A 15,412-nucleotide genomic window follows, 5' to 3' on the forward strand; every position below is an offset into this window, starting at 1 on the left:
GGGAAGCTCCGCTGGAGAACGCCGGCACCGGATGGGGGCCGGAAAGCCTCGTATTCTGCGGCCGAGGCCCCGGCTGGGGCAAATCCGGCCAGTCACACCGGCTTGATCGTCCCCCTCCCTATAGTCGGGCACCTGCCACCGTATGGGATGCCGACATGAAACCGCTGTCCCTGGCCAGCCTGGCCGTGACCCTCAGCCTGGGTGCGCTGGGGACCCTTGCCCTGCCCGCCCCGTCCGCCTCTGCGCAGAACGGGGTGATCCGCTGCGAAAGCCAGAGCAACCGCGAACGGGTCTGCAACACCGGCTGGCGCGGCGCGCAGCTGGTCCGTCAGTTGTCTGGCAGCCCCTGCGAGGAAGGGCGCTCCTGGGGCAGCCGCAATGGCAGCATCTGGGTCACCAATGGTTGCCGCGCCGAGTTCGTCGAGGCCCGTGGTGGCTGGGGCGGCGGCAATGGCGGTGGCTGGGGAGGCAACAACGGTCGGCCCGGCGAGACCATCCGCTGCGAAAGCCAGAACAACCGCGAGCGCAGCTGCCCGGTCGGCTGGCGCAATGCCCGCCTGGTCCGCCAGTTGTCCGGCAGCCCTTGCGACGAAGGCCGCACCTGGGGCGTGCGCAACGGCGCGGTGTGGGTCAGCAGCGGCTGCCGCGCGGAGTTCGCCGAAGCCCGCGGCTGGGGCGGTGGTGGCGGTGGCTGGGGAGGCGGCAACAGCAACTATTCGATCACCTGCAGCAGCAACAACAACCGCTCGCAGACCTGCGACTGGGACGAGCGCCAGGGCCGGCCGGTGCTGCAGCAGCAGCTGTCGGGCAGCGCCTGCCAGGAAGGCCGCAGCTGGGGCTATTCGCGTGGCCAGGTGTGGGTGAGCAACGGCTGCCGGGCGCGCTTCGGCACGCGATGAGTGCAGGGTTGGGGTCAGAGCCCTCCGCAGGAGGGATCCGACCCCGGGATCACGGCGCGGGTGCTGTGTCGTCGCCCCACGGTGCAGGCGGCAGGTCGACCGGCTTGCTCAGGTCGAACTGCACGCGGAAGCGGCGGCCATCCGGGCGCGTCAGTTCGTAGACGAACGTCTGGTCCGGATCGATCTCCATCGCCCAGGTGTTGTGCGTGGAAGCCAGCATGTCGGCACGGCGGAACATCGCCACCGAATCGGCATCGGCCGGGAACTGCTGGCGCTCGGCGGTGCCCGGCGGCGTGCTGTCGCCACCGTACAGGGTGATCGCGTCGGGGCTGCCGTCTTCGTGGCGATGGTCGTGCTTCAGCCGCAGCCCGTTCGGCGTGCGGGTCAGCACCCAGGTCCGCGAGTGGTCATCACCGACATGGAACGGGATGCGCAGCTCGTGCGCCGGGTCGGCGCAGCCGCGCACATGCATGACCAGGCGCTGCCCGGCGAACGGATCCTTGGAGGTCGGTGCAGGCGTGTCCTCCACCACCTTGCCGACGTAGGCCTGGCCGCAATGTGCGGCGACGGCGGCCATGAACGCATCGGCCGGTGCGGTCGCCAGGTCATGAGCGACTGTATCGGAGCGCTGCGTGCACGCAGCGAGGCTGAGCAGGAGGGCGGCGGTAGTGGCAACGGCAATCGGTCTCATGCCCCAACCCTAACGGCCATGGACGATGGGCGCAAACCGCGCGCCAGTCCCGCTCAGCGCTCGGCAGACGGTGCTGCCGGCAGTGCTTCGGTCGCCGCCACCGGTGCGGCCTCGCCCTCGCCGGCCGGCTCCTGCTCCACCGGATCAACGTCAAACGGTGTACGGAACACCAGCGACGGCAGCAGCGTGGTCAGCGCCGCGTACAGCAGCAGCGCACCGAACAGCACCGCCGGAATCTGGAAGCGCTCACGCATGATCGCCGCCAGCACCAGGGTGAAGATCAGCGTCGGTGCCAGCGCCAGCGAGACCCGCAAGCTGCTGCGGAAGCTCTCGCCGAACATCACCCGGCGCTGCAGCCAGACCACGCCGATGCGCAGCGGCAGCACCACCAGGGTGATCACGATGCCCAGCCCCAGCGCCTCGAAGCTCAGCGCTTCGGCGGGCACCTTGGTGCCGGCGTTGAAGAAGTAGAACGGCACGAAGAACGAGGCGAACAGGCGCAGCGCGTGCAGGTTCTCGTGCGAGGCCAGCAGCGGCATGCGCTGGTGCAGCAGGCGCGCGACCAGGCCGGCGATGAACGCGCCAACCAGGTAGTACACGCCCAGCAGGTAGGTGATGTAGGCCGCCACCATGCCGACCATCACCAGCAGCGAGAATTCCGAGCCCGGCGCGTGCGGTGCCACCCAGCGGCCCAGCGCGATGAACAGCAGCGGCAGGCCGATCATCATCGCCAGCAGTGCCAGGCTGGACAACGCCATGTGCCCTGGATCACCGGCCTGCAGCACGATGAACAACGCCGCCAGCGCCAGCAGTTCACCGGCGATGGCCTTGCTGGTCACCCAGAACCGCTCGTCTTCGCTGAGGCCCAGCCGCGACAGCGAGTCCATGATGAAGCCCGTGGACGGCGTCAGCAGCGCCAGCGCCAGCAGGCCGGCGGCCTGCCACGGCAGCCCCGCATAACGCCAGGCCAGCCAGCCCACGCCGAACAGCGTGCCGGTACGGATCACCAGGTGCGCCAGCAGCGGCCACATGCCACGGCGCAGCGCCTGCAGGTCCACTTCCAGGCCGGCGAACAGGAACAGCGAGGAAATGCCCAGCGTGGCCAGCAGGCCGATCACCGCATCATGGGCCTGGTCGCCCAGCCAGAGCATGCCGATGATGCCGAACAGCAGGCAGGTCAGCGGCGCGGGCAGGCTGAAACGCTGCAGCGCGCGCGGGATCACCAGCAGCGCGAAGATCAGCAGCAGGTAGATCAGTTCATGGCTCATGGGGGACTTCCGTGTGGTTCGAACGCGCGCAGGATGCGCGCGCCGAACCGATCCGGCAAGCCACGTTTGAATGACCCCGGTTACCTCATCCGATCAACCGGTCGGCAATCCGCCCCACCTGTGCCAGCACGCTAGCGCGTTGCTCGTAGCTGATCGCACCTGCCTGCAGATAAGCCGTCAACACCCACGGGGCGCCCCCGGCTACGGGCCACAGCACGGCGATGTCGTTGCGCGCGTCTTCACCATTGCTGCCGGTCTTGTCACCCACGCGCCAGCGCTTGCCCAGGCCCGCGCGCAGGCAGGCGTCGCCGGTTTCGTTGTCGATCAGCCAGTCGGCCAGCTGCTGCCGCGAAGCCGGTTGCAGTACCTCGCCCAACACCACGCGCTGCAGGGTCGCGGCCATCGCCGCCGGCGTGGTGGTGTCGCGCGGGTCGCCCTTGGCAAAGCTGTTCAGCTCCGGCTCCAGGCGGTCACTGCGGCTCACCGTGTCGCCGCTGGCGCGCAGGAACGCGGTCACTGCGGGCGGGCCACCGACCACGCCGAACAGCAGGTTGGCGGCGGTGTTGTCGCTGGTGATGATCGTGGCACGGCACAGATCGCGCACGGTCATGTCCTTGCCGGCGTGGCGGCGGGTGACCGGTGCATGCGAGAGCAGATCGGCCTCGCCCACCGGCACGCGCCTGTCCAGCAATGCCGGCATGCGTTCGGCCTGGCTGAGCACGGTGGCCGCCAGCATGCTCTTGAAGGTGCTGCACATCGGGAAGCGCTCGTCCTGGCGATGACCGATGCGGCGACCGCTGGCAGTGTCCAGCAGGGTCACGCCGAGGCGTCCGGCGCAGGCCTTTTCCAGCGCGGCGAAATCACTGGCGGCGGTGATGGCGGCATCGGTGGGTGCGTTGGCGGTGGCCTTGCCCGCTGCACGTGCCAGCAGCGGCAAGGCAAGCGAGGAAGCCACGGCGGCAGCACTGAACTGCAGGAATCGGCGACGGGCGAGCATGCGGGTTCTCCTGGGGGACTGCTCGATTATTGAAGCCTTGATCGGGGGCGACCAGCGCAAAAAATCTGCGAGAGACATTAGTTCAATTAATGCCTGACGCATTCAACCCCTTAATTTTCCGAAATGTCTCGTTGAAGCGTTAGGATCATCCATCACTCCAGCTCACGACTGCGCGATGTTGCACCCTACCCTGCCACTGAACGCGCTGCGCGCCTTCGAGGCCGCCGCCCGCCACCAGAACTTCACCCGTGCCGCGCTGGAGCTGTGTGTCAGCCAGGCCGCACTGAGCCACCAGATCCGTGGGCTGGAGGACCGGCTCGGCATCCGCCTGTTCCATCGCCTCCCGCGCGGCGTGGCGCTCACCGATGAAGGCGCGGCCCTGTATCCGGTGCTCAACGAATCGTTCGAGCGCATCTCCGCCAGCATCGCGCGTTACACCGGCGGACCTGCGCGTGAAGTGCTGACCCTGGGCGTGGTCGGCACCTTCGCCACCGGCTGGCTGCTGCCACGGTTGGCCGCGTTCGAGGCAGCGCACCCGGACATCGAGCTGCGCCTGCAGACCCACAACAACCGCATCGACCTGGCCGGAGAAGGGCTGGACCTGGCGATCCGCTTTGGTGATGGCGACTGGCAGGGCCAGGCGTGCACGGCGATCCTCGACGCGCCGTTTGCACCGCTGTGCGCACCGGCGCTGGCGCGGCGCCTGAAACAGCCACGCGACCTGGGCACGCTGCCGCTGCTTCGTTCCTACCGCAGCGACGAATGGCCGCGCTGGCTGCAGGCGGCCGGGGTCAGCGGCGTGGAAGCGCGCGGGCCGGTATTCGATTCCTCGTTGACGGTCGCGATGGCGGCCGCCGGTGGCGCCGGTGTGGCCTTGCTGCCGCTGCGCATGTTCGAGCAGGAACTGGCCGAGGGTCGCCTGCTGCAGCCGTTCAGCACCACGCTGGAGCTGGGGCGCTACTGGCTGACGCGGCTGCGATCGCGTGCCGAACGTGAGCCGGCCAGGCGCTTCCGCGAATGGCTGCAGGCACAGGGCGGGTAGGCAGTGCCGGCCGCTGGCCGGCAATCCCTTGATCGTTGTGGGCGCATCGCGCTGCCGGCCAGCGGCCGGCACTACCGGTCAGGACTCGAGCAGTTCCATCCAGGCGGCTTCGGCCTTTTCCAGCTGCGCGGCGGCGGTTTCGCGATCGCGGCCAAGCACGGCCATGCGCGTGGCATCGGCGTAGTTGGCCGGGTCGGCCAGCTGGCGGTCCAGCTCGGCCAGGGCACCTTCCAGCTCGGCCACCTTGGCTTCAGCGGCGGCCAGCTTGTGCGGGTTCACCGGCTTCTTCTGCACCACCTGCGCCACCGGGGCGGTCTTGACCACCACCGGCTCTTCCACCTGTTCCATGCGCGCCTTGGTGCCCTGCGCCTGCGGGCGGGTACGCAGCCACGCGGCGTAGGCATCCAGGTCGCCATCGAACGGCTCGACCACGCCATCGGCCACGCGCCAGTAGGTATCGCAGACCAGGCCGATCAGATGGCGGTCGTGCGAGACCATCACGATCGCGCCTTCGAAGGTGGCCAATGCTTCGGCCAGCGCTTCGCGCATTTCCAGGTCAAGGTGGTTGGTCGGTTCGTCCAGCAGCAGCACGTTCGGCTGCTGCCAGGCGATCAGCGCCAGCGCCAGGCGTGCGCGCTCGCCACCGGAGAAGCCATCGACCGGCTCGAACGCGCGGTCACCCGGGAAGTTCCACTTGCCGAGGAAGTCGCGGAACGACTGGTTCGGTGCGTCCGGGGCGATCTCGCGGAAGTGCTCCATCGGCGACTGGCCTTCGTGCAGCGACTCCACCGTGTGCTGGGCGAAGTAGCCGATCTTCAGGTCCGGGTGCGCCATGCGCTCGCCGACGATCGGCGCCAGCTCGCCCACCAGGGTCTTCACCAGGGTGGTCTTGCCGGCACCGTTCGGGCCGAGCAGGCCAATGCGCTGGCCCGCTTCCAGACCAAAGCCGACGTTGTGCAGGATCACTGCATCCTTGCCGTAGCCGGCCTCGACATGGTTCAGGCGGATCAGCGAGAACGGCAGCTTGGCCGGCGGCGCGAACTCGATGCGGAACTCGCGCTCGGCGCGCACTGCTTCGGTGCCGGCCAGCTTGGCCAGGCGCTTCATGCGGCTCTGCGCCTGCGCGGCCTTGCTGGCCTGTGCCTTGAAGCGGTCGATGAAGCTCTGCAGGTGGGCGCGCTCGGCCTGTTCCTTCTCGTGCGCGATCTGCTGCTGGCGCAGCTGTTCGGCGCGCTGGCGCTCGAAATCGGTATAACCGCCCGGGTAGAGCTTGGCGCCGCCGCCGTGCAGGTGCAGGGTGTGGGTGGCCACGTTGTCGAGGAACTCGCGGTCATGCGAGATCAACAGCAGGGTGCCGGGGTACTTCAGCAGCCACTGCTCCAGCCAGTACACCGCGTCCAGGTCCAGGTGGTTGGTCGGTTCGTCCAGCAGCAACAGGTCGCTGGGCATCATCAGCGCGCGGGCCAGGTTCAGGCGTACGCGCCAGCCGCCGGAGAACGAGGACACCGCGCGGTGGTGGGTCTCGGCCGGGAAACCGAGGCCGTGCAGCAGCTTGCCGGCGCGCGCTTCGGCGTCGTAGGCCCCCATCTCGGCCATCTTCGTGTGCGCGTTGGCCACCGCCTCCCAATCTTCGCGCGCGGTTGCTTCAGCCTCTTCAGCCAGCACCGCAGCCACATCGGTATCCCCGCCCAGCACAAAGCTCAGCGCCGGGTCCGGCAGCGACGGGGTTTCCTGGGCCACGCTGGCGATACGGACCTTGCCGGGCAGGTCGACGTCACCCTTGTCGGCCTCCAGCTCGCCCTTCACCGCCGCGAACAGGCTGGACTTGCCAGCACCGTTGCGGCCGACCACGCCCACCCGGTAACCGGCGTGCAGGGTCAGGTCGACATTGGACAACAGCAGCCGCTCGCCGCGGCGCAAGGCGAAATTACGAAGGGAGATCATCGGGGGAGGGGTCCATATAACCGGATGGAATGTGCTGGTGAGCACTGTTCCTGCGACGTAATTCTAGCGTTAACGAATACTTGACGCGCCCCGGGATGCGCGGCGGCAGGCCAACTCTCTCCCTCGTCGGCCCCGCGCAGCCCCCGGGCCCCACCTCCCGCCGCTGCCCTCTGCCGCTAAATGGTTGCTGCTGCAACGTTTTTTCCTGTTGCAACCATTTGACAGGCACTGAATATCCCGTTAATTCCTGCCTTGCGCACCGCAACAACCGCCGTCCGCCTCACCCCCGTGATGTCGATTCCGGTGCCACCCCCGCCAACCGGAGCCCCATCCCGATGACCCGCAAGACCAGCCTGATCGCCGCCGCCGTCGCTGTCGCACTCGGTGGCTCTCCGTTCGTTGCCGATGCCCAGCAGGCCGGCACCGCCGCCAACACCCTGGACACGGTGATCGTCACCGGCACCCGCGTGGCCGACCGCACCGTCGCCGAATCGCAGTCGCCGATCGACATCATCACCCCTGAAGTGCTGCAGTCCACCGGCACCGGTGAACTGGCCACCGCACTGTCACGCGCCCTGCCCTCGCTGAACTTCCCGCGCCCGGCCTTGACCGACGGCACCAGTGGCGTGCGCCCGGCGCAGCTGCGCGGCCTGTCGCCGGACCAGGTGCTGGTGCTGGTCAACGGCAAGCGCCGCCATACCTCGGCGATGATCAACGTCAACGGCAGCATCGGCCGTGGCTCGTCGGCGGTGGACATCAATGCGATCCCGATCGCCGCCATCGAGCGCGTGGAAGTGCTGCGCGACGGTGCGTCGGCACAGTACGGCTCGGACGCCATTGCAGGCGTCATCAACATCGTGCTCAAGGGCAGCGGCCGTGGCGGCAGCCTGGCCGTGGACTACGGCCAGTACTCGGCCGGTGACGGCAACAAGTACCAGCTCTCCGGCGATACCGGCGTCGAGTTCGGCAACGGCCGTGGTCGCGTTCACGTGGCTGGCCAGATCAGCCAGCAGGACGAGAGCAACCGCGCCGGCCCGTACCGCGGCACCACCCCGAACACCGGCAACTTCCCCAGCATCGGCCAGAAGACCTTCATCGTCGGCGACCCGCGCGTGGATGCCACCGCCGCGTCGGCCAACGCCAGCTTCGACTTCAGCGACCACGTGACCGGCTACGCCAGCGCGCTGCTCAGCAACCGCGACATCACCTCGTTCGCGTTCTACCGTTCGCGCAACCACAGCGGGCAGAGCGCGCTGCTGGCACAGACCTACCCCGACGGCTTCGTGCCGGAGATCAACCAGTATTCGAAGGACCGCTCGCTGGTGGCCGGGGTCAAGGGCAACACCGACAACGGCTGGACCTGGGACCTGAGCCTGAACCACGGTGAGAACACCCTCGACTTCCACACCCGCAACAGCATCAACTACAGCCTCGGCGCAACCGGCCCGCGCTCGTTCTACGACGGCACGCTGAAGTACCAGCAGGACATCTTCAATGCCGACCTGACCAAGTCGCTGGACTGGGGCCTGGCCTACCCGGTCACGCTGTCCTTCGGTGGTGAGTACCGCAAGGAAAAGTGGGACCAGAACCCGGGCGAACTGAACTCGTACACCGGCAGCGGCGCGCAGGGCTTCGCGGGCTTCACCCCGACCAATGAAGTGCATGCCGACCGCCACAACTACGCGGTCTATGCTGGCCTGGAAGCGGACCTGACCGAGAAGTTCTCGGCCGGCATCACCGGCCGCTACGAGGACTACTCGGACTTCGGCGACCGCTTCTCCGGCAAGCTGTCGGCGCGCTATGCATTCACCGACAAGGTCGCGCTGCGGGCCACCGCCTCCAGTGGCTTCCGTGCACCGTCGCTGGCGCAGCAGGGCTACCAGGCGGTCACCAGCCAGTTCCTCAATGGCGTATTCGTCGAGCGTGGCACCTTCCCGACCACCAGCCCGGCCGCGCAGGCGCTGGGCGCCTCGCCGTTGAAGGCCGAAACCTCCACCTCCTACAGCCTGGGCCTGGTGCTGCAGCCGGCCGACCGCCTGTATATCACCGTCGACGCCTACCAGATCGACATCGATGACCGCATCGCATTGTCGTCCAGCATCACCACCAACGCGGCCACCAGCGCGCTGCTGGGCACCCTGGGCCTGCCGCAGGTGACCGCGTTCTCCTACTTCACCAACGGCCTGGATACGCGCACCCGTGGCGTCGACTTCGTGTCCAGCTATACGGTGCCGTTCAACGCCAGCAGCCTGGAGCTGACCGCTGCATACAGCTACAACGACACCGAAGTGCGCCGCGTTGGCGGCACCCCGGCGGTGTTCGGAACGCTGGGCCTGACCCAGTCGCTGATCGGTCGCGACGAAATTGGCCGCATCGAGGACAGCTACCCGCGCGACAAGGCGATCCTGAGCGGCACCTGGCGTTCGGACCACTGGGAACTGGGCCTGGCCGCCACCCGCTACGGCAAATTCACCGTGCGCAACTCGGCCACCGCGCTGCGTGACCAGACCTACGGCGACGCCTGGGTGGTGGATGCCTCGGCCAGCTACAAGCCGAGCAGCAACTGGACCCTGACCGTGGGCGCCGACAACCTGCTGGACAAGTACCCGGACCGCACCGAAGACCTGCAGAACTCGACCTTCGGCATGCTGCCGTACAGCAACTACTCGCCGTTCGGCTTCAACGGCGCGTATGTGTACGGGCGGATCAAGTACACCTGGTAAGCGGTAACGGGCGTGCCGGGCCCTGCCCGGCGCCGCTCTGGTAGTGCCGGCCGCTGGCCGGCATCCCCTCGCCGCATCTGGAGGAGAGCCCCTTCTTGTTGAAGGGGCGCTCCGAAGGCGGGGGTAGAAGAGAAATGCGTGGGCAAACCCTCCGGCCACGGCACGTGGACGGCGGGTTTGCCGTATCTGGCCGCTTCGGTGAAAATCGGGGTATCCCCCTGCTTTCTGCGAGTGCCGATGCACCATGACACCGACCTGATCAACATCGTGGCCGTTGGCCTGGGGCTCGCCTTCATCTTCGGCGCGCTGGCCAACAAGCTCCGCTTGTCTCCCCTGGTCGGTTACCTGGTTGCTGGCATCTGCGTAGGTCCGTTCACCCCCGGCTTCGTCGCCGACCAGGCGCTGGCCAACCAGCTGGCCGAACTGGGCGTGATGCTGCTGATGTTCGGTGTCGGCCTGCACTTCTCGCTGAAGGACCTGATGGCGGTCAAGGCCATCGCCATTCCCGGTGCCATTGGGCAGATCGCAGTGGCCACCCTGCTCGGCTGGGGCGTGGCCTCGCTGATGGGCTGGCCGGCCATCCATGGCGTCATCTTCGGTTTCTCGCTGGCCACCGCCAGCACCGTGGTGCTGCTACGGGCGATGGAAGAACGCCGCCTGCTGGAGACGATGCGCGGCAAGATCGCGGTCGGCTGGCTGATCGTCGAAGACCTGGCCTGCGTGCTGGCACTGGTGATGATGCCGGTGATGGCCGGCGTGTTCGGCCCCGACGCGGCCAAGGAATCGCACTCGCTGGGCAGCGTGCTGGCCGACATCGGCTGGACCTTCGTGCAGCTGGGCCTGTTCGTGGCGGTGATGCTGGTGGTCGGGCGCCGGGTCATCCCGTGGATCCTGGAACGCATCGCCGGTACCGGTTCGCGTGAGCTGTTCACCCTGTCCGTGCTGGCGATCGCGCTGGGCGTGGCGTTCGGCTCGGCGATGCTGTTCGGCGTCTCGTTCGCGCTGGGCGCGTTCTTTGCCGGCATGCTGCTCAACGAATCGGAGCTGAGCCACAAGGCCGCGCATGATTCGCTGCCGCTGCGCGATGCGTTCGCGGTGTTGTTCTTTGTGTCGGTCGGCATGCTGTTCGACCCCAACATCATCGTGCAGCACCCGTGGCAGGTGCTGGCCACGGTGCTGATCATCATGTTCGGCAAGTCGGCCGCCGCGTTCTTCATCGTGCGTGCGTTCGGCCACCCGACCAGCACCGCGCTGACCATCTCGGCCAGCCTGGCGCAGATCGGCGAGTTCGCCTTCATCATCGCCGGCCTCGGCGTGGCGCTGCAGATCCTGCCGAAGGAAGGCCAGTCGCTGGTGCTGGCCGGGGCACTGGTGTCGATCATGCTCAACCCGCTGGTGTTCGGCCTGCTCGACCGTTGGCAGGCCAAGCAGGAGCAGTCTCCGCAGGTACCCGAGCCGCCCGAAGCGATCGGCCCGTCGCGCGACCTGCATGACCACGCCATCGTGATCGGCTATGGCCGGGTGGGCAGCGAACTGGCGCAGGTGCTGCGCGACCGTGGCGTGCCGGTGCTGGTGATCGATGACAACAAGGAACACGTCGAGCAGGCGCACGCCAAGGGCCTGGCGGCGATCCGCGGCAGTGCCGCTGCCGACCGGGTGCTGGCCGAGGCCCATCCGGAGCGGGCCAAGATCGCGGTGCTGGCGATTCCGCAGCCGCTGGAAGCCGGTGAGGCGCTGGCCAAGCTGCGGGCGATCAACCCGGACCTGACCCTGCTGGCGCGTGCGCACAGCGACGCCGAGGTGAAGCATCTGCTGGAGCATGGCGCCGATGGCACGGTGATGGCCGAGCGCGAGCTGGCGTATTCGCTGGCGGAGATGGTGATGGCCACGCCGCCGTATCGCGGGTTGGGCCAGCACAGTATTCCGGTGGTGTGAGGGGTGTGCGTGCGGCAGGGCTTGCAGCCCTGCACCTGCCGAATCAACGTCAACGGCAACGGCAAAAGCTCACTCTCCGTTGGATGGCGGGGCGCGTCCCGGCTGCTGTTGGTGGGTGTCGACCTTGGTCGACACGGCGGCGCATGGGGTCAGATCCGTTTTCCACAGGAAAACGGATCTGACCCCGGAAACAAAAAAATCCCCGGTCGACCCGCATCGACCGGGGATCTGGATCGCCACGTTGCCACGCCTTGGAGAGGCAGTTCCACCGTAACCCATCGCGGCGCCGGTGGTGATCGCCTGTGGCGATGACGACCAAGCGTGTGGCTATCAGGCGCCGGCCAGGGCCTGCTCCAGGTCGGCACGCAGGTCGCCGATATGTTCGATGCCGATCGACAGCCGCACGGTGTCTTCACTGACGCCGGCCTTGGCCAGCTCCGCCGCATCCAACTGGCGGTGGGTGGTCGAGGCGGGATGGGTGGCCAGTGACTTCGCATCGCCCAGGTTGACCAGGCGGGTGAACAATTTCAGCGCGTCAAGGAAACGTGCGCCTGCCTCGCGCCCGCCCGGCAGGCCGAAGGTCAGCACGCCCGAGCCGTGCCCACCCAGATAGCGCTGCGCGGCGGCGTGCTCGGGATCGTCGGCCAGCCCGGCATAGCGCACCCAAGCCACCTTTGCGTGTGACTTCAGGAACTGCGCGACGGCCAGTGCGTTGGCGTTGATGCGTTCCATGCGCAGGGCCAGGGTCTCGATGCCCTGCAGGATCAGGAACGCATTGAACGGCGACAACGCAGCGCCGGTATTGCGCAGCGGCACCACCCGCGCGCGGCCGATGTAGGCCGCTGGCCCCAGGGCTTCGGTATAGACCACGCCGTGGTAGCTGGGGTCGGGCTGGTTGAGCCGCGCGAAGCGTTGGGGCTGTGCGGTCCAGTCGAAGCGGCCGGAATCGATGATCGCGCCGCCGAGGCTGGTGCCGTGGCCGCCCAGGTACTTGGTCAGCGAATGCACCACGATGTCGGCGCCGTGCTCGAATGGGCGCAGCAGGAACGGCGTGGCCACGGTGTTGTCGACGATCAGCGGCACGCCAGCGGCGTGCGCGACCTCCGCAATCGCAGCGATGTCGGTGACGTTGCCGCGCGGGTTGCCGATCGATTCGACGAACACCGCCTTGGTGCGCTCGTCGATCAGCGCGGCGAACGCAGAAGGATCAGCCGGATCAGCAAAGCGCGCTTGGATGCCGTATTGCGGCAGCGTGTGCGCCAGCAGGTTGAGGCTGCCGCCGTACAGCGCGCTGGAGGCAACGATGTTGTCGCCGGCCTCTGCAATGGTCTGGATGGCATAGGTGATCGCGGCCTGCCCCGAGGCCAGCGCCAGCGCACCGATGCCGCCTTCCAGCGCGGCCAGGCGCTGCTCCAGCACGTCGGTGGTGGGGTTCATGATGCGCGTATAGATATTGCCCGGTACCTTCAGGTCGAACAGGTCGGCGCCGTGCTGGGTGTCATCGAAGGCATACGCCACCGTCTGGTAGATCGGCACCGCCACCGCGCGGGTAGTCGGGTCGGGACGGTAGCCGCCGTGTACGGCCAGGGTTTCCAGTTGCCACTGCGGGTCGCTCATTGCGCCAGGCTCCATCCGGGGAAACCGCCACCATAGGCCAGCCGTCGCCGGCCGCTGAAAGCTGCTGGCGATGACGTCCATACCGGGGGTTATCAGGTTGGCCGCGATTCAGGCAGCGGTCACGGGGCGTTGATAGGCTTCGCCGCCGGGCGCTCCTGCCCGGGCACGGAGGCCCCACGCGCATGCAGCCATCCCCTTGGACACCCACCGCCAACGGTACCCCGACCCAGGTCTTGTTGGTGGAGGACGACCGTCGCCTGGCCGAACTGGTCAGCGACTATCTCCACGAACATGGTTTCGCCGTGCAGCATGTGGCGCGCGGTGACCTTGCCGGCGCGGCCTGCCGCCAGCATGCGCCCGAGCTGGTGGTACTGGACCTGATGCTGCCCGGCCTCGGCGGCATCGACGTGTGCCGGCAGATCCGCGGTTTCTCCGACGTGCCGATCCTGATGCTGACCGCCTGCGAAGACGACATCGAGCAGGTGCTGGGCCTGGAATCGGGCGCCGATGACTATGTGCACAAACCGATCGAGCCGCGCCTGCTGCTGGCCCGCCTGCGCGCCCTGCTGCGCCGCCGTCATGGCAGCAGCAACACCGGTACACCCAGCCGTCTGATGCATGGCGAACTGCTGATCGACCGCATGCAGCGCGAAGTGCACCTGCACGGTCAGCCGGTCGAGCTGGGCACCACGGAATTCGAGATCCTGTGGCTGCTGGCCAGCCAGCCGGGGCAGATCCTTTCGCGCGACCAGATCCTGCAGGCGGTGCGCGGCATCGGCTTTGACGGCCTGGACCGCAGTGTCGATGTCAGCATCGGCAAGCTGCGCCGCAAGCTCGGCGATGATGCGCGCGAACCGCGGCGGATCAAGACCGTGTGGGGCCGTGGCTACCAGTTCAATCCGTCGGCCTGGACGGCATGAAGCGGCTGTTCCTGTGGTTGTGGTTTATCACGGGTGCCTGCTTCCTGGTGTCGGTGTTCTTCCTCAACCACATCCTGGACGGCATCTACACGCCCGTGCAGGATCGCGTCTTCGTCCAGCAGGTGCGTGGTCAGGTGTACGCCCTGCGCAGTGGCCTGGCCGGCCTGGATGCCGACCAGCAGCGTGAGCGCCTGCAGCAGTGGCAGCCACACTACGGCATCGCCCTGACCCTGCTCGACAAACCTCCCGCACTCGACGCGCAGGAACAGGTGGCCGTGAAGGCCGATGGTTTCATCGTGCGCGATCAATACCAGCAGGTCCTGCTGCCCATCGAGGGCAGCGATGGCCGCTGGCTGCACCTGCGCCTGCCTGGCGCGGTGCAGATGACGACGTACATGACCATCGCCGCCTACCTCAGCATCCTGCTGCTGGTGGGCGCCAGCCTGTACGCGTGGGTGCGCCTGCTCTGGCGCGACCTGGAAGCGCTGCGCCGGCATGCCGACCGCATCGGTTCGGGCGATCTGCAGGCACGTGCCCAGGTCTCGCCACGCTCGCAGATCCGGGTCATCGTCGACCACTCCAACCGCATGGCGGCACGCGTGGCCGAACTGGTGCAGCGCCAGCGCGACCTGACCCATGCGATCTCCCACGAGCTGCGCACGCCGATCGCGCGCGTGGCCTTCGGCCTGGACCTGATGCAGGACAGCGATGACCGCGAACGCCGCGAACGGCTGGCGCGGGGCCTGCACGGTGACCTGGCCGAGCTCAACCGGCTGGTCAGCGAACTGCTGGCTTATGAACGGCTGGAGCATCCCAGCGAGGGCGAGCCGATGCAGCGCATCGAAGCCAACGACTGGCTGCAGGCCTGCCTGGCCGATGCGCGCCGTGATGCCGAACGTGCCGGGGTGGTACTGCGCGTGCAGCCCAGTGCGTTGCCGCGGGTGGATGCCGAACCACGCCTGCTGCAGCTGGCACTCAGCAATCTGGTGGGCAATGCGCTGCGCCATGCGCGTTCGCAGGTGGAAGTCTCGCTGGTCGGTGTCAGCGGCCGTGCCTGCCTGCGTGTGGATGACGACGGTCCCGGCATTGCCGAAGCCGATCGCGAGAAGGTGATGCGCCCGTTCACCCGCCTGGATGACAGCCGCAGCCGCGATACCGGGGGCTTCGGCCTGGGCCTGGCCATCGTCAGCCGCATTGCCGTCCGCCACGGCGGCGAACTTCGCATCAGCCGCGCCACGTTGGGCGGCGCGCGCATGGAAATGCACTGGCCGCTGGCTGCCAGCTGAACGCCCCTGGGCGCGATTACAGTTGATTACAACTCCCGCACAACTGCGGACGGATCGGTCGCCGGCGTATCGCCACGCTAGCGACCCTGC

The 15,412-nt window shown here is 67.8% G+C and carries 11 protein-coding genes; 6 read left to right on the forward strand and 5 right to left on the reverse strand.

Annotated features, from left to right (window positions below):
- The first annotated feature begins 155 nt into the window (after positions 1-155).
- The gene (locus tag AC5P5R_RS10745) at positions 156-899 is read left to right on the forward strand and encodes a DUF3011 domain-containing protein (protein ID WP_043035112.1); all 744 of its coding nucleotides are present in this window, start codon (positions 156-158) and stop codon (positions 897-899) included.
- Between the two features lie 49 nt (positions 900-948).
- Here the strand turns inward: AC5P5R_RS10745 and AC5P5R_RS10750 are convergent, their stop codons facing one another.
- The 3 genes from AC5P5R_RS10750 to blaL2 form a co-directional block, all read right to left on the reverse strand.
- Positions 949-1,590 carry a hypothetical protein gene (locus tag AC5P5R_RS10750; protein ID WP_043035113.1) on the reverse strand — a complete coding sequence of 214 codons (642 nt, stop codon included), beginning with the start codon at positions 1,588-1,590 and terminating at the stop codon, positions 949-951.
- 53 nt (positions 1,591-1,643) lie between these two features.
- Complete coding sequence (locus AC5P5R_RS10755) at positions 1,644-2,858, reverse strand: cation:proton antiporter (protein WP_005410765.1); 1,215 nt, start codon at positions 2,856-2,858, stop codon at positions 1,644-1,646.
- Positions 2,859-2,943: 85 nt separating this feature from the next.
- The gene (gene blaL2 / locus AC5P5R_RS10760; RefSeq protein ID WP_012481073.1) at positions 2,944-3,855 is read right to left on the reverse strand and encodes a L2 family extended-spectrum class A beta-lactamase; all 912 of its coding nucleotides are present in this window, start codon (positions 3,853-3,855) and stop codon (positions 2,944-2,946) included.
- Positions 3,856-4,030: 175 nt separating this feature from the next.
- Between blaL2 and ampR the strand changes: the two genes are divergently transcribed.
- On the forward strand, positions 4,031-4,897 hold the full coding sequence (ampR, locus tag AC5P5R_RS10765; RefSeq protein WP_005410767.1) for a LysR family transcriptional regulator AmpR: 867 nt from the start codon (positions 4,031-4,033) through the stop codon (positions 4,895-4,897).
- A 78-nt stretch (positions 4,898-4,975) separates the two neighbouring features.
- Here ampR and AC5P5R_RS10770 read toward each other — a convergent pair whose 3' ends face one another.
- Positions 4,976-6,841, reverse strand: coding sequence for an ABC-F family ATP-binding cassette domain-containing protein (locus tag AC5P5R_RS10770; RefSeq protein WP_005414284.1), 1,866 nt, complete (start codon positions 6,839-6,841; stop codon positions 4,976-4,978).
- Positions 6,842-7,176: 335 nt separating this feature from the next.
- On the opposite strand from AC5P5R_RS10770, the gene AC5P5R_RS10775 reads away from it, so the two are divergent.
- Both AC5P5R_RS10775 and ybaL read left to right on the forward strand, forming a co-directional pair.
- Positions 7,177-9,564: a TonB-dependent receptor plug domain-containing protein gene (locus AC5P5R_RS10775; RefSeq protein WP_100438352.1), complete on the forward strand. Its 2,388-nt coding sequence runs from the start codon at positions 7,177-7,179 to the stop codon at positions 9,562-9,564.
- Between the two features lie 237 nt (positions 9,565-9,801).
- Positions 9,802-11,499, forward strand: coding sequence for a YbaL family putative K(+) efflux transporter (gene ybaL / locus AC5P5R_RS10780; RefSeq protein WP_005414286.1), 1,698 nt, complete (start codon positions 9,802-9,804; stop codon positions 11,497-11,499).
- A 330-nt stretch (positions 11,500-11,829) separates the two neighbouring features.
- Here ybaL and AC5P5R_RS10785 read toward each other — a convergent pair whose 3' ends face one another.
- Positions 11,830-13,116, reverse strand: a complete 1,287-nt coding sequence (locus AC5P5R_RS10785; RefSeq protein WP_005410771.1) for an O-acetylhomoserine aminocarboxypropyltransferase/cysteine synthase family protein — start codon at positions 13,114-13,116, stop codon at positions 11,830-11,832.
- 182 nt (positions 13,117-13,298) lie between these two features.
- On the opposite strand from AC5P5R_RS10785, the gene AC5P5R_RS10790 reads away from it, so the two are divergent.
- Both AC5P5R_RS10790 and AC5P5R_RS10795 read left to right on the forward strand, forming a co-directional pair.
- Positions 13,299-14,036 (forward strand): winged helix-turn-helix domain-containing protein, encoded by a 738-nt coding sequence (locus AC5P5R_RS10790; protein WP_043035115.1) that lies wholly within the window; start codon positions 13,299-13,301, stop codon positions 14,034-14,036.
- On the forward strand, positions 14,033-15,322 hold the full coding sequence (locus AC5P5R_RS10795; protein WP_024957833.1) for an ATP-binding protein: 1,290 nt from the start codon (positions 14,033-14,035) through the stop codon (positions 15,320-15,322). The genes AC5P5R_RS10790 and AC5P5R_RS10795 overlap by 4 nt, the downstream gene beginning before the upstream one ends.
- Positions 15,323-15,412 lie beyond the last annotated feature (90 nt).

It is taken from the genome of Stenotrophomonas sp. YJH_SMC_19 (assembly GCF_059367915.1).